This is a genomic window from Maricaulis sp. MIT060901 (assembly GCF_047123815.1).
Lineage (GTDB): Bacteria > Pseudomonadota > Alphaproteobacteria > Caulobacterales > Maricaulaceae > Maricaulis.
The window spans coordinates 638,318-650,644 of the sequence record NZ_CP138920.1; the positions used below are offsets into that span (position 1 = coordinate 638,318).

The 12,327-nt window shown below is 61.4% G+C and carries 16 protein-coding genes; 3 read left to right on the forward strand and 13 right to left on the reverse strand.

Annotated elements, in window-relative coordinates:
* Nucleotides 1-9: 9 nt before the first annotated feature.
* The 3 genes from SIC17_RS03260 (at nt 10) to SIC17_RS03270 (ending at nt 1,970) form a co-directional block, all read left to right on the forward strand.
* On the forward strand, nt 10-999 hold the full coding sequence (locus SIC17_RS03260) for a hypothetical protein (RefSeq protein WP_412546385.1): 990 nt from the start codon (nt 10-12) through the stop codon (nt 997-999).
* 235 nt (nt 1,000-1,234) lie between these two features.
* The gene (locus tag SIC17_RS03265) at nt 1,235-1,498 is read left to right on the forward strand and encodes a hypothetical protein (protein ID WP_412546386.1); all 264 of its coding nucleotides are present in this window, start codon (nt 1,235-1,237) and stop codon (nt 1,496-1,498) included.
* Between the two features lie 55 nt (nt 1,499-1,553).
* Nucleotides 1,554-1,970 carry a SufE family protein gene (locus SIC17_RS03270; RefSeq protein WP_291893701.1) on the forward strand — a complete coding sequence of 139 codons (417 nt, stop codon included), beginning with the start codon at nt 1,554-1,556 and terminating at the stop codon, nt 1,968-1,970.
* On the opposite strand, the gene SIC17_RS03275 is transcribed toward SIC17_RS03270, so the two are convergent.
* From SIC17_RS03275 to SIC17_RS03335, 13 genes are all read right to left on the reverse strand, one after another.
* Complete coding sequence (locus SIC17_RS03275; RefSeq protein WP_412546387.1) at nt 1,967-2,659, reverse strand: DUF6456 domain-containing protein; 693 nt, start codon at nt 2,657-2,659, stop codon at nt 1,967-1,969. The two genes, SIC17_RS03270 and SIC17_RS03275, sit on opposite strands and share 4 nt — an antisense overlap.
* Nucleotides 2,659-3,036 carry a helix-turn-helix domain-containing protein gene (locus tag SIC17_RS03280; protein ID WP_291893707.1) on the reverse strand — a complete coding sequence of 126 codons (378 nt, stop codon included), beginning with the start codon at nt 3,034-3,036 and terminating at the stop codon, nt 2,659-2,661. Before SIC17_RS03280 ends, SIC17_RS03275 begins: the two co-directional genes overlap by 1 nt.
* Before the next feature lie 157 nt (nt 3,037-3,193).
* Nucleotides 3,194-4,933 carry a Na(+)/H(+) antiporter subunit D gene (locus SIC17_RS03285; RefSeq protein WP_291893709.1) on the reverse strand — a complete coding sequence of 580 codons (1,740 nt, stop codon included), beginning with the start codon at nt 4,931-4,933 and terminating at the stop codon, nt 3,194-3,196.
* On the reverse strand, nt 4,926-5,231 hold the full coding sequence (locus tag SIC17_RS03290) for a hypothetical protein (RefSeq protein ID WP_291893711.1): 306 nt from the start codon (nt 5,229-5,231) through the stop codon (nt 4,926-4,928). Before SIC17_RS03290 ends, SIC17_RS03285 begins: the two co-directional genes overlap by 8 nt.
* Nucleotides 5,231-6,706, reverse strand: coding sequence for a proton-conducting transporter membrane subunit (locus SIC17_RS03295; protein WP_412546388.1), 1,476 nt, complete (start codon nt 6,704-6,706; stop codon nt 5,231-5,233). Before SIC17_RS03295 ends, SIC17_RS03290 begins: the two co-directional genes overlap by 1 nt.
* Before the next feature lie 3 nt (nt 6,707-6,709).
* Nucleotides 6,710-8,233, reverse strand: a complete 1,524-nt coding sequence (locus tag SIC17_RS03300) for a monovalent cation/H+ antiporter subunit D family protein (protein WP_412546389.1) — start codon at nt 8,231-8,233, stop codon at nt 6,710-6,712.
* Nucleotides 8,233-8,805: a cation:proton antiporter subunit C gene (locus tag SIC17_RS03305; RefSeq protein WP_412546390.1), complete on the reverse strand. Its 573-nt coding sequence runs from the start codon at nt 8,803-8,805 to the stop codon at nt 8,233-8,235. Before SIC17_RS03305 ends, SIC17_RS03300 begins: the two co-directional genes overlap by 1 nt.
* A 1-nt stretch (nt 8,806) precedes the next feature.
* Nucleotides 8,807-9,265: a Na(+)/H(+) antiporter subunit B gene (locus SIC17_RS03310; RefSeq protein ID WP_291893721.1), complete on the reverse strand. Its 459-nt coding sequence runs from the start codon at nt 9,263-9,265 to the stop codon at nt 8,807-8,809.
* Nucleotides 9,262-9,828, reverse strand: coding sequence for a DUF4040 domain-containing protein (locus SIC17_RS03315; protein ID WP_412546391.1), 567 nt, complete (start codon nt 9,826-9,828; stop codon nt 9,262-9,264). Before SIC17_RS03315 ends, SIC17_RS03310 begins: the two co-directional genes overlap by 4 nt.
* Complete coding sequence (gene mnhG, locus SIC17_RS03320) at nt 9,825-10,196, reverse strand: monovalent cation/H(+) antiporter subunit G (RefSeq protein WP_291893726.1); 372 nt, start codon at nt 10,194-10,196, stop codon at nt 9,825-9,827. The genes SIC17_RS03315 and mnhG overlap by 4 nt, the downstream gene beginning before the upstream one ends.
* Nucleotides 10,193-10,510 (reverse strand): monovalent cation/H+ antiporter complex subunit F, encoded by a 318-nt coding sequence (locus SIC17_RS03325; RefSeq protein ID WP_291893730.1) that lies wholly within the window; start codon nt 10,508-10,510, stop codon nt 10,193-10,195. Before SIC17_RS03325 ends, mnhG begins: the two co-directional genes overlap by 4 nt.
* Nucleotides 10,510-11,013: a Na+/H+ antiporter subunit E gene (locus tag SIC17_RS03330; protein WP_291893733.1), complete on the reverse strand. Its 504-nt coding sequence runs from the start codon at nt 11,011-11,013 to the stop codon at nt 10,510-10,512. Before SIC17_RS03330 ends, SIC17_RS03325 begins: the two co-directional genes overlap by 1 nt.
* Nucleotides 11,014-11,194: 181 nt before the next feature.
* Nucleotides 11,195-12,283 (reverse strand): DUF2336 domain-containing protein, encoded by a 1,089-nt coding sequence (locus SIC17_RS03335; RefSeq protein WP_412546392.1) that lies wholly within the window; start codon nt 12,281-12,283, stop codon nt 11,195-11,197.
* Nucleotides 12,284-12,327: the final 44 nt, after the last annotated feature.

Here is a 12,327-nt window from a genome sequence, read left to right on the forward strand (position 1 = left end):
GGCATCGAGATGTTGAAACTGTTTGTTGCAGGTCTTCTCGCAAGCACGTTACTACAGGATCAAACCACCCAGCCCGAAACCGCGCAAGCTGACACCGCGCCGGTCCTCCAGCTGGAAGCCCCGGCCGAAGATCCCTCGGCCCTGCGCGAGGAAGCCTCCTCCTATGCCGCCTATCACAGTGTCATCGCGGACCTGCGCGATGCCCCGATCGGTTCGGCCGAGGATCTCGACAATGCCATGGACACCCTTTCCTCCTTCTATAGCGAGGATCGTCTGGTGCGCGCCTGGATCGCCTATACGGCCATGATCGCCGCCCGGCACCCGGAATATCTCGATGATGTGCGTGAGCTGGCGGATTATTATGGTCCGGAGGCCGCCATGTCGGGGCTGATGTATGATCCGGCCTATGCCACCAGTTTTGAAAATTCCGGCGACGCCCAGCAATCCGTGGTGGATGCGCTCGAGCGTGACACGGCCCAGATCCGCGAAGTCTCCGAACGTTACCGCGCCGCCGCCTATGACCTGCAGACCGCTCGCTGGGCCAATGTCCGCGCTCGCGATCGTGAAAGCCGTCTCGCCGCAATCGAAGATGCTGCCCAGCGCAATATTGCCCTGGACAGCGATGTCCAGAACCGGATCGGTTCCGGCGCAGCGTCTGAATTGTTTGAAACCGGCGCTGCCGCCGACGATACAGCCATGGCACCGCAGCTTTCCCTCACCGTGGGCGAAACGGCCATTGATCCGGACCGCCAGCGTATTGGCCGCATACTCTCTGTGGCCGCCCTGGAAGATCTCTCCGCCGACCCGCAACGTTCCCGCGAGGTGATCGATGCGCTGTTGTCTGATCCGGTCGTGGAACGCTGCATGGCCTGGGTGCGGCTGGACCTTCAGCAATGCATCGCCGCCGGCCATTTCAAGTATGAGGACAGTTTCTGTATCGCAGAACACGCCCTGCTCGATGTCAGCCGCTGTATCGGTGCCTCCACCGCGACCAATTAGGGCCTCGCCAGGGCGTTAACGGATCCGGCGTAATTTTAACATTCCTTACCAAAAAGTGTCTCGCTCCGGGACAAGATAAAATTGCGCACAAATTTTAGACAAAACCTGTGCTCCAAATTCGCACGTTATTGTCGGTAAACCCTACAAACGCTCGCTATTTCGGGCTCTCTCACCTAGCCTCTATCCTGCAAAGAAGAAGAACAGCCGCAAAGGCTGTCGATGAGGTGGTTAGAGCATGTTCCTTATTCGTGCTGCATTTTGGCTCGCTGTAGTCAGCCTGTTTGTTCCCAAGGAATTCGCAGGCAGCGAAATTGTCCTGCCGCAGGCCGTGGCAGAAACGCGCATCGATGCAGAAGGCGCTGTTGGAGACTGGTGTACTGAACGCCAGGAGATTTGCGATGCCGGCGAGGAAGCGGCGCGTCTCGGCGCATTCCTGGCGGATATAGCCGTTGACCGGATCGAAGCAGCGATCGAAGACCAAGACGAAAGCGCCCGCTAGGTCGCGACTTCACAACACACTTGCGCCCCGCGACCTCTCGCACTAGGTCGCGGGTATGAACACATCCAGCATCCAGGACGAGGTCGAGGAACTGGTCGAGGAATTCGACCTGCTCGACGATTGGGAACAGCGCTACAAATATCTCATCGATATGGGCAAGGCGCTGCAGCCGCTCGACGCCGCCGAGAAAAACGACATCACCAAGGTGAAGGGCTGTGTCAGCCAGGTCTGGCTGGTGCACGAGATCGACGACGACACCCACATCTTCCGCGCCGAAAGCGATGCCCACATCGTCAAGGGCCTCGCCGCCCTGCTCGTCCGCCTTTATTCCGGCCGCACCGGCGAGGAGATCCTTTCCATCGATGCCCGCGAGGTCCTGCAGACTATCGGCCTGGCCGAACACCTCTCTCCCCAGCGCTCCAACGGCCTCGCCTCAATGATCAAGCGCATCCAGACGGTCGCGGCAGGCTAGGCGTTCACCAGACCTTCCAGCGCTTCCGTCACAATGCTGCGGCCCTGCCGGGGATTGCCCGCGAAACGACGTCCCAGAGCGGCCAGGCTTTCCTCGCGCACCAGTGCACCGAGCAATACCTCGCCGTCGCGTCGTCCCAGCCGGTCAAACACGGACATCACCCGCTTCGTCGCGGCGAGCCGGGACAGGGTCGCGGTCTCCTGGCCGTTACCACCACGGCCGCTCCGTGCCTGGGCGTCCAGGTTCCAGTTGCGAGTGACCGGCTGGGTCAGGGTCGAGCTGTGATAATCGCGCAGGAAGTTCTCAGCCGCATTGATCTGGGCTGCGGTGAGGAAATGCGCCCAGCGCGCCACAGGGCTTTCATTACAATTGGCAAGAACGCGGGTCACACGGCCCTTGCGGTCGAAAATTTCCCGCAGGGCAAGGACGCGGTGCTGGCTGTGAAATCCGCCACGCTCCCGCTTGACCGCCAGCCGGCCCGCTTCGGTCTGACGGTATTCATCATCGCAACATTCCAGGCGCCCCTCCGAGATGGCCTCGCGCGCCTCGGCCCTGTCCAGCCTGGCCAGGGCACGCCTGCGCCGGTCTCCGTCGGGAAACACACCAAGCCGGTCTGATCCGCCCGGCAATGGCAAGAGCCGGGCCCCTGCCCGTGCCAGACAGCGCTCCCATCGCGCTGGTCGGCCCATCAGTTCACAATGGCCGGACGCGGCGCGGTGCGCAGGCAGGCCTCCAGCTGTTCCAGGCAGGTGTCGAAATCGTGGTTATCCCGCTCGTCCTCGATGCGGTGACAGGCATGGGCTGCGGTCGAGCGATCACGGTCAAAGGCCGAGGCCACGCGCGCCAGCGGCAGGCCGAATGAGACATGCATCAGATACATGGCGATCTGGCGGGCAAAGGCGGCTTCGCGGGAACGTCGGGTTGGCGCCACGACATCCTGGGTGGCGATGCCGAAACTGTAGGCGACCGCGCTGGCGGCCAGTTGCGCACAGGCCAGGTCCTGGAGCCTGGTCCGGTTTCTCATCGGCGTCCCGGCTGGGTGGGGACGTGCTGTACTTTCAATCATCCTGCTCTCCCGTTCTGGTCGAGAAGCCGTTTTCGACTTCCCGTTCATGCTAGGAGGCTACGCCCGGGTGTGGATTATATTCCTACTGCTCACGCAAAGCCAGAGATTACACGCAGGACGTGCAACTCTGAGCTTTCCGCTGTAAGGCGAGGAAATATCAGGGCGCCAGGTAAGCGATGAGCAGGACCACCGCCAAGAGCGCACTGGTCCAGATCGCAAGGACACCACTCGGGATATCCCGGCTGAGCTGTCCGCCCGGGCTGAAGATTTCGAAGGCCTTGCCGCCCATGCGGGCCTGGGTCGCAGTGACGATATTGCCGACAGCCGCATTGAGGCGATCAATCATCTGCCAGCCCCAACGCGCCGTACCGTCCAGGAAACGACGATAGACCCAGTCAAAATCGATATTCACCGACCGCTTCTCCTCCGGATAGAGGTTGAACCTCACCAGGAGTGTGAAGGCGAACATGGCCGCCAATAACAACTGCATCTGCCCGACAATGTGATCGAAGGTGTAAGGCTCGTAGTGCAGCGCCGCTTCCGGATACGGAACCAGCTCGTAGAGCACGCCGTAATTGATACCCAGATAGACACACAGAAGCGCCGCCAGGCCCATCGCCATCAGCATGTTCACCGGCGCCTCGCGGACACGCAGTCCTCGATCATGGGCGAAGAAGGCGAAATACGGGATCTTGATACCGGAGTGTTCCAGGACACCTGCAGAGGCAAAGACCAGGACCAGCCAGACCAGGGTGTGGTGTTCCTGCGCGACCGCTGCCAGGGTCAGCGCCTTGGCGACAAAACCGGAGAACAGCGGGAATGCCGAGATCGAGGCCGCGCCGATGAGACAGAACACAGTCGTCGCCGGCATGGACTTGAACAACCCGCCCAGTTCCGAGCCCTTGACCGTGCCGACACGGTGCAGCACCGCGCCCATGCTCATGAACAGGAGCGCCTTGTAGATGATGTGCACAAAGGCGTGCGCCGCAGCACCATTGAGCGCCAGTTCGGTGCCGACACCAATACCAACGACCATGAAGCCGAGCTGGTTGTTGAGCGAATAGGACAGCACCTTGCGCAGATCATTCTCGACCACGGCAAAGAAGACCGGGAAGGCCGTCATCACGGCGCCGATATAGATCAGGATCTCGGTGCCTGCATATCCCCGCGCCAGGGCATAGACCGCCAGCTTGGTGGTGAAGGCAGAGAGCACGACAGCGCCGGTGATCGTCGCCTTGGGATAGGCGTCCTGCAGCCAGTTGTGCAGGAAGGGGAAGGCGCATTTGATGCCAAAGGCGATGAAGATCAGGAAGCCGCCAACCGTGTCGATCGACAGACTGCCATCAAAGGCCCAGCTGCCGGTCTCGCTGGCACGGATCACAGCGCCAGCCAGCAGCAGTACGCCGGACAGGATGTGGATGCCCAGATACCGCAGGCCAGCCTTGTAGGAGGCATTGTTGCGCGAACCCCAGATCAGGAAGACAGACGAGATCGCCGTCAGCTCCCAGAAGAAGAAGAGCGTCAGCAAGTCACCGGCAAACACAGCGCCCAGACCGGCACCGGAATAGATCAGCCCCATGACATCGGCCAGGCGATCCTTCTCGTGCAGGCCGTAAAGCCCGTTGATAAAGGCGGCGATGATGAAGACCAGCGACCAGATGCGCGAAAGATTGTCGTAGCGGAAGGTCTCGAGCGTGAACCCGCCGAACTCGATCAGGCCATAGGTGCCCGTCGTGACCGGATTGAACCACAGCACCAGTGCGACGATGGGGGCCAGCAGCGCCAGCGCCTTGCGCACATGATTGTTCGAGATCAGCGCGGCAACGAGGCCCGCAATGATGACCGGCCAGGCCGGAGAGACATGCGCCAGGCTTTCAATGTGGAAGGTCTCAATCATTGTCACCCTCCTCGTCCCAGTAGTTTTCCTCGCGACCAAGCACGCCGCGGATGACGATCCAGCCGATCATCACGGCCAGGACAAAGGCACCGAAACCCCACATGGCGTAAAAACCGGTGATCTCGGCGAGGTGCACATATTCATGACGCGGATGGAAAACATCCGCTGCAACAAAGGCCACAGTCAGGATTCCGAAGATCCAAAACATGGAGGACTTCAGCCATTTGGCGTCCAGCCACAGGAAGGGACGCGCCAACGGGTGTATCAGCTCGTCGTTTTTCTTGTTGTCGTCACTCATCACAGAGCTCCTGCGCTGGCCAGCGGCATGAAGACGGGTTCCAGATAATCCCGGATCGGCCCGATCAGGAAGAAGAGGACAATCACGCCCGCAGCGGTGATGACCGGCGGGATGATGACCAGGGCCGGCGGCTGTTTCTTCAGCTTGGCCTCGTCAGCCGGAGCAAAGAAGCCCCGCGCCGAGAGCGGCAGAAGATAGGCCACATTGAGAATGGAAGATGCCACCAGGGCCACGATCATGATCGCCTGCCCGGCATCCCAGGCGCCCTGCATCAGGAAAAGCTTGGGCCAGGACCCACCCAGCGGTGGCAGACCGATGATCGACAGCGCACCGACCGTATAGGCGCCAAACAGCCAGGGCATGTACTTGCCCAGACCGCGCATTTGCGAGATCTCGGTTTTCTTGGTCGCGGTATAGATCGCACCGGCGCTCATGAAGAGCGTGATCTTGCCCCAGGCGTGCATTATGATCTGCAGCGCAGCGCCCAGCATCGCCAGCGGCGAGGCCAGCATCACACCCAGCGTCACATAGGAGAGCTGGGAGACAGTGGAAAAGGCCAGGCGCGCCTTGAGATTATCCTTGGTGATGGCGACCACGGAGGCCAGCACGATTGAAATCGCGGCGATCCAGGCCAGCGGCTCCGAGCTCGGCGCGGCCGCGATCAGCGTCGGTCCGAAGATATAAGTGCCCACCTTGAGGATGGAGAAAACGCCGGCCTTCACAACCGCCACAGCGTGCAGGAGTGCGGAGACCGGGGTCGGCGCGACCATGGCATTGGGCAGCCAGGGGTGCATCGGCATCAGCGCCGCCTTGCCGATACCAAAGGCAAACATGATCAGGAGGATGCCGGCGATCATCGGCTGGACGTCATTGAGCGCCAGCAGGCCACCGGCGACGAAGTCGGTAGAGCCTGCCAGGAAATGCGTCGCGATGACGGCCGGAAGGAAAAGACCGATCGAGGTGCCCATCAGAATGGTCAGGTAGATCTTGCCGCCACGCTTGGCGTTTTCATCGCCCTTGTGCGTGACCAGCGGATAGGTCGACAGCGACAGCACCTCATAGAAGAGGAACATGGTCAAGAGGTTGCCAGACAGGGCAACCCCCATGGCCGAGGCGATGGCGATACAGAAACAGACATAGAAACGCGTCTGGTTCTTCTCGTTATTGCCGCGCATATAGCCGATGGAATAAAGCGAGTTGACGATCCACAGACCGGAGGCCACAGCCGCGAAGATCGCGCCCAGCGGTTCCAGCTTGAAGGTCAGCTGCAGGCCCGGCGCGATATTGGCCAGGACCAGGGTCGGTTCGCTCGGAGCAATCTCGACCAGGTAGGCGACATTGATCGCCAGCAGCACGGCCGAGACCAGGGTCGCACCCTCGCGCAGATTGGGTTTATTGCCCAGCAGCGCCACGAAGACACCGCCAACGGCCGGAATGGTCAGGGCCAGGGCGAGAGAGAGTTCAGCAGACCACATGGCTTAATGCCCTCCCGTCACGGCGTTCGCCGCAGCCTCGGCCAGACCGACCAGAACATCGGCGTGGAAGAAGAAATACAGATTGGCAAAGGCCAGGATGCCCATCGGCACCAGCACCATGTAAGGCGCATGACGCGCGGCGGGCTTGGCACCGTGATGTTCTGGCGGGCTTTCCATCCAGATCGCCGAGAGCATGCGAGCCACATAGGCCAGCGCCATCAGCGAGGAGATGATCAGGGCGGCCACCGCCCACCACCAGCCGCGCTCCAGCGCTGCGGTGATGAGATACCATTTCGAGGTAAAGCCGATCGTCAGCGGCACACCGACCAGCGACAGGCCGGCAATGGTGAACGCCCCTGCCGAGGCCGGCATGGTGCGGCCAAGACCGTTGAGGTCACGGATCTGACGGACGCCGAAATGCAGCGCAAACGCGCCGAGCGCCATGAACAGCGCGCCCTTCATGATGGCGTGATTGATCAGGTGCAGGATACCGGCCGACAGGCCTGCCGCCGTACCCATGCCCAGACCCAGCATCATGTAGCCCACCTGGGCAACAGAGGAATAGGCGAGCAGACGCCGCGCATCGGTCTGGAAGATCGCCTGGCTGGACGCCACCATCATGGCGATGATGCCAACGGCTGCGAAGACCCAGGTGAAGGAGAGTTCGACAAAGGCCACATCGGGATGGAAGACGGAAAAGAGGAAACGGATCAGGGCGTAGAAGGCGACCTTGGTCGCTGTCGACGCCAGGAAGGCCGTCACGAAATTCGGTGCGAACGCATAGGCATTGGGCAGCCAGACATGCAGCGGGAACATCGCGGCCTTCAGGCCCAGCCCGACCACGATGAAGGCAAAGGCCGCCTGGGTGACCCGGTTATGCCCCTGTTCCTGCAGGATCTGGCCGATATCGGCCATGTTGAGCGAACCGGTCGCCATGTAGAGGAAACCGACACCGATCACGAAGAAGGTCGCGCCGATCGTGCCGAGGATCAGATAGTTGTAGGACGCAGTCAGGGCCCGGCGATCCTTGCCGGCGCCCATGGCGATAATCGTGTAGGTCGAGATCGAGGAGATCTCGAGAAAGACGAAGACGTTGAACGCATCGCCTGTAATCGTCACACCGAGCAGACCCGCCAGCGCCACCAGGAAGGCGGAGTAGAAGAGCGCCTGCTTGCCCTCTTCGATCTCGTCACCCACGCTGGGCAGGGCAAAGATCACACAGAGCAGTCCGACAACACCGACAAGGGCAAGGACGACGGCGTTGAGCGCATCAACACGCAGCTCGATGCCATAGGGCGGCTCCCAGCCCCCCATGTGATAGCTGATCAGCCCGTCGCTCAGCACCAGGCCAAGGACGACAAGCGAGAAGAAAGCCACCAGCGAGGCTGTGACCATGGCAACGATCCAGCCGAGACGGCCGTTTGGCATCAGCGCTGCGACAGCCGCGGCGACGAGCGGGATGACAATCACCAGCGCCGGAGCGTGGTGGGCCAGTCCGGAAGGAAGAAGATTGACCAGAAAATCCATTATTCACTGCCCCCCGTCTCGCGGTTGTAGTCCGCGGCGTTGAGCCCATCATCTTCAATGGTTCCATAGGCTTCGCGGATCCGGACCACCAGGGCCAGGCCAACAGCCAGGGTCGCGACGCCGACGACGATCGCAGTCAGGATCAATACGTGCGGCAGCGGGTTGGAATAGAGCACTTCGCTGGCGTGATGCGCGGCATCAGCACCGGCGGCATAATCGGACGCGTGCTCGACAGCCTCAGCTGCGTGATCGCCGGCATGGGCGTCCGCAGCCGGTTCGGCGTGACTGTCCGCGGCAGCGTGGCCACCGCCTGCCTCGCCGTGCCCCGCAGCAGCGTAACCGGCACCGTGGGAGCCCTCTTCATCGCCGTGATGGGCTCCATCGAGAATGGGCGGCTGGCCGCCAAACACCTTGCCGATGGTTATGTAGAGCAGGAAGACCGAGGTCTGGAACAGCGACAGGCCAACCAGTCGCTTGACCAGATTGCCGGTCGCGATGACCACATACAGGCCCGTCATCATCAGGATGATGATCGGGATATAGTTGAAACGTTCGAGGATGATATCGAGCATTCTACCACTCCTCGTCCGGGATATCCGGCACACGACCGGCGAAGGCGTAGAAAATCGCCAGCATGACCGAGGCGACCGTGGTCAGAACGCCCAGCTCGATCAGCAGGATGCCGTAGTGCTGGCCGCTGTGGTGACCCTGGTCGGGATGCAGCGCGTCATAATCAAGGAAGTTCACCGCCTCGCCCGCGAACGGCAGAAAGAGCGTCGCCACGCCCACACCGGCATAGATCAGAACGCCTGTTGCCGCGCCGATGCGCGCAACATTTGGCGGAACCGCCTTCTGGGCTTCTTCAATGCCGAAGATCAGGGCGTAGAGAATGACGGAAACAGCGATGATCACACCGGCCTGGAAACCGCCACCGGGACCATAATCACCGTGGAACTGAACATAAAAGCCGAACACGACGATCATCGGGATCAGCAGTTTGGAAACAACGCGAAGGATCAGGTGCGGGTTCATGACTTGCCCTCCCCCTTCTTGCGGCCATTGCCGAAGCCCAGCAGAAGGATAACGCCCAGCGCGGCGGTGAAGATCACCACCACCTCGCCGAAGGTGTCATAACCCCGATAGCTGGCCAGGACGGCCGTGACCACGTTGGGCACCGAGATCTCGCTCGGCGTACGGGTCATGTATTCCATGCCCACGCCCGCATTGGCCGGAGAGTGCGCATCGCCATAAACCGGCATGTCCGGAATGGCGAAGAAGAGCGCCAGTCCTGCCACGGCAACAACCGCAAAGGCGGCCCAGTGGCGACCAGCGCCGGCCGGCTCGGCCTCGCGCGCGGTCAACAGCATCGCGCCCAGCATCAGAACGGTTGAGATACCTGCGCCGACGGCAGCCTCGGTAAAGGCGACATCGACCGCGTCCAGGGACACGAACCAGGCCGCGGACAGAAGTGAATACACCCCGGTCAGCATGACGACCGCGAACAGGTTGCGCAGGCGGACAATGGCAAAACCGACGGCCAGCAACATGGCAATCAGCGTGTAGTCCAGGAATTGAGTGAGATCAGCACCGGTCACGACGCGCTCTCCTCTTTCACGGCATCACGGGGATGCTCCGGCTTGAACTTGGACAGGTCCGGCTTCTGGCCGGCCCGGTGGGCGGCATTTGCAACCGCATGCGTCGCTGTCGGACTGGTCAGGAAGAGCAGCAGGCCGACAAGCGCCAGCTTGGCCATGGTCTGCCAGTCACCGGCCTGCAGGATCAGGCCGAGAATGATCAGCTCGGCGCCCAGCGTGTCGGTGACACCGGCCGCGTGCATGCGCGTGTAGAAATCCGGCAGGCGGATGACACCAATGGCGCCGGCCAGAACGAGCATAAGACCGAGGGTCATGGAACCCACAGCGATGGCGAACAGGGCGTGTTGTCCGAATTCAACCAGGGTCATTCGTCGAAATCCCCGTCCACGGCCTTGCGCAGCGACATGCGCGCCAGGGCGATCTCGAGCGAGCGATAGCGGAAGAATTTCAGGATCGCGATCGTCGCCACAAAATTGATCAACGCATAGAGCAGCGCGATATCGATGGCGTCCTGGCGTCCGGCAATCGCAGAGAAGACCAGCAGGAAAAGCACCGTCTTGGTACCAAAGGAATTGGCGGCCAGGACGCGGTCATACAATGTCGGCCCGGCAAACAGGCGAGCGAGCATGATCGCCATCGCACCGGCCATACCCAACGCGATAACAAAGTTCACAAGATCCATTATTCAGCCTCCCGGCGTCCGTCCGACGCTTCATCCGTACGGGCTGCCATTTCGGCAAAGCCTTCCGGAGCGGTGAAGGAATTGTCCAGCGCGTGCACGAGGAAGCCATCCTCCTCCACATCCACCGTCACCGTTCCCGGTGTCAGCGTGATGGAATTGGCGAACACACATCGCGCCAGGCCCGTGCGCAGATCGACCGGCACGCGAATCAGGCGCGGCTCAACTTCGATCTCGGGTTTCATGATCAGCTTCACAACAGCCAGATTGGCCGCCACGATTTCCCGGCCAAGCCAACCCCAATACCCGAATAGGGCAAAGGCGGGCTTCAGGGGCACCGTCTCGCGATCAAGAATACGCATGCGAACAGTCAGATAGACTGCACCCGCAATGCTCAATACGGACATGACCAGCAGGACCTTGTGGTCGCCGGACAGGGTGTAGGAACCGGATAAAACTAGCCAAAGCACCACCAGGACGGCGGTGAGGCCGACACCATAAGCCATGGAATCTCCCCGCGCGTTAACGCTCAGTAACGGTTATTAGCGATCAGGAATTGGCTTGGCCAGACAAACCGTCAGGATTTCGCACACCTACCCACAGTGTATCAGGCAAATGTGATCGGCAGGGTTGGCAAACTGCGCGCTTTCAGGGATTCCCAGCGCCAAAACCCCAACTTTTCGCGGGTTAATGTGCGCCGGTCTCGGTGGACAGGTTCCAGTAACGCAGCACGGTCTGGGCCTTTTCAACCGAAAGCATGGCATAGACATGGCGGGCCTGTTCGGCCTGGACGCTGTCGGTCTGGCGCCCCACGCCAACCCAGAAGGCCTCGAAAGACGGCCATTTCAGTCCCGTCGCCTTGCACAGGACGGCAAAGGGTTCCCCGGACATGTCGTCGACCAGCTTGCGCATCAGGCCGATATCAATACCCGACAGGGTCGCGACCTCGGAGATGATGTCCTGGCGAGGTCCAGCCACACGCATGGCCTCCAGAGCACCTTCCAGGCTGTCGAACGGGCTGAGCGTCACGGCCTCACGATTTCGCTGGCGCCGGTCGATATAGCGCAGGATGCGTCGCACCAGCGGGTCGGACCAGCCCTCCGCCCGGGCCATCGGGAAAATGTCTTCCGAGGCATCGATGAGAATGGTGCGATCCACGGCGAAACGCTCGAGGATTTCCAGCCGGTTTTCATGATCACAGCCCCAGAAGAGGCGAAACGCCTGGGCCGGTCGCAACTCGCCACGACGGATGATCAGCGGGGCGTAGCTCGGCTCTTCCCGCGCTGCGGCGACAACATGGTCAATTGTCGGAGCCGCCAGCAAGGCCGTCTTGTTCTTGAGCAGGCGTTTGACGACTGCAACTTCGCCATAGGCCGCCAGCGCTGCGGCAACCGTCTCCGAGAGATTTTCCCGGCGGGCAATCGCCAGGCGATGATCCACCGTGCCGCCCTGGACGATTTCCAGCATGTCGAAATCGGTCAGCGCCATGCACTCTTCGAGAATGGGCTCGGCAATCTCGAACTTGTCAACGGCCAGCATGCGCAAGAGACGGTGCGGCGCTTCGTTCAGCCCGGCCAGACGCTGGGCCACCCGCTTGCGAAGCTGCTCATCCCCCTGCCGCAAAAGATCATGCAGCAAGTCGCCGACAATCCAGCGCTCGCGCGGCGTCAGTCGCGAGGTCGGCAGCCCGACAATATCCGCCAGACGACGCGCCAGAACAGCCCGCGCACGTGAGGTGACGGGCTGATCCAGGTCAAAGGGTTCAGCGTGGGCCATCGGGCTGGATCCGTTTTGTTCGCAGCCAGACTGGCGGTGTGGTG

Coding starts and splice junctions, on each gene's coding strand:
- mnhG (WP_291893726.1), bottom strand. CDS start 10,196: ATGACCCTGGTTGAATTCGGACAACACGCCCTGTTCGCCATCGCTGTG.
- SIC17_RS03310 (WP_291893721.1), bottom strand. CDS start 9,265: ATGAACCCGCACCTGATCCTTCGCGTTGTTTCCAAACTGCTGATCCCG.
- SIC17_RS03335 (WP_412546392.1), bottom strand. CDS start 12,283: ATGGCCCACGCTGAACCCTTTGACCTGGATCAGCCCGTCACCTCACGT.
- SIC17_RS03305 (WP_412546390.1), bottom strand. CDS start 8,805: ATGCTCGATATCATCCTCGAACGTTTCAACTATATCCCGATCATCATC.
- SIC17_RS03265 (WP_412546386.1), top strand. CDS start 1,235: ATGTTCCTTATTCGTGCTGCATTTTGGCTCGCTGTAGTCAGCCTGTTT.
- SIC17_RS03325 (WP_291893730.1), bottom strand. CDS start 10,510: ATGGATCTTGTGAACTTTGTTATCGCGTTGGGTATGGCCGGTGCGATG.
- SIC17_RS03260 (WP_412546385.1), top strand. CDS start 10: ATGTTGAAACTGTTTGTTGCAGGTCTTCTCGCAAGCACGTTACTACAG.
- SIC17_RS03330 (WP_291893733.1), bottom strand. CDS start 11,013: ATGGCTTATGGTGTCGGCCTCACCGCCGTCCTGGTGGTGCTTTGGCTA.
- SIC17_RS03290 (WP_291893711.1), bottom strand. CDS start 5,231: ATGAGTGACGACAACAAGAAAAACGACGAGCTGATACACCCGTTGGCG.
- SIC17_RS03270 (WP_291893701.1), top strand. CDS start 1,554: ATGAACACATCCAGCATCCAGGACGAGGTCGAGGAACTGGTCGAGGAA.
- SIC17_RS03285 (WP_291893709.1), bottom strand. CDS start 4,933: ATGATTGAGACCTTCCACATTGAAAGCCTGGCGCATGTCTCTCCGGCC.
- SIC17_RS03300 (WP_412546389.1), bottom strand. CDS start 8,233: ATGGATTTTCTGGTCAATCTTCTTCCTTCCGGACTGGCCCACCACGCT.
- SIC17_RS03275 (WP_412546387.1), bottom strand. CDS start 2,659: ATGGGCCGACCAGCGCGATGGGAGCGCTGTCTGGCACGGGCAGGGGCC.
- SIC17_RS03295 (WP_412546388.1), bottom strand. CDS start 6,706: ATGTGGTCTGCTGAACTCTCTCTCGCCCTGGCCCTGACCATTCCGGCC.
- SIC17_RS03280 (WP_291893707.1), bottom strand. CDS start 3,036: ATGATTGAAAGTACAGCACGTCCCCACCCAGCCGGGACGCCGATGAGA.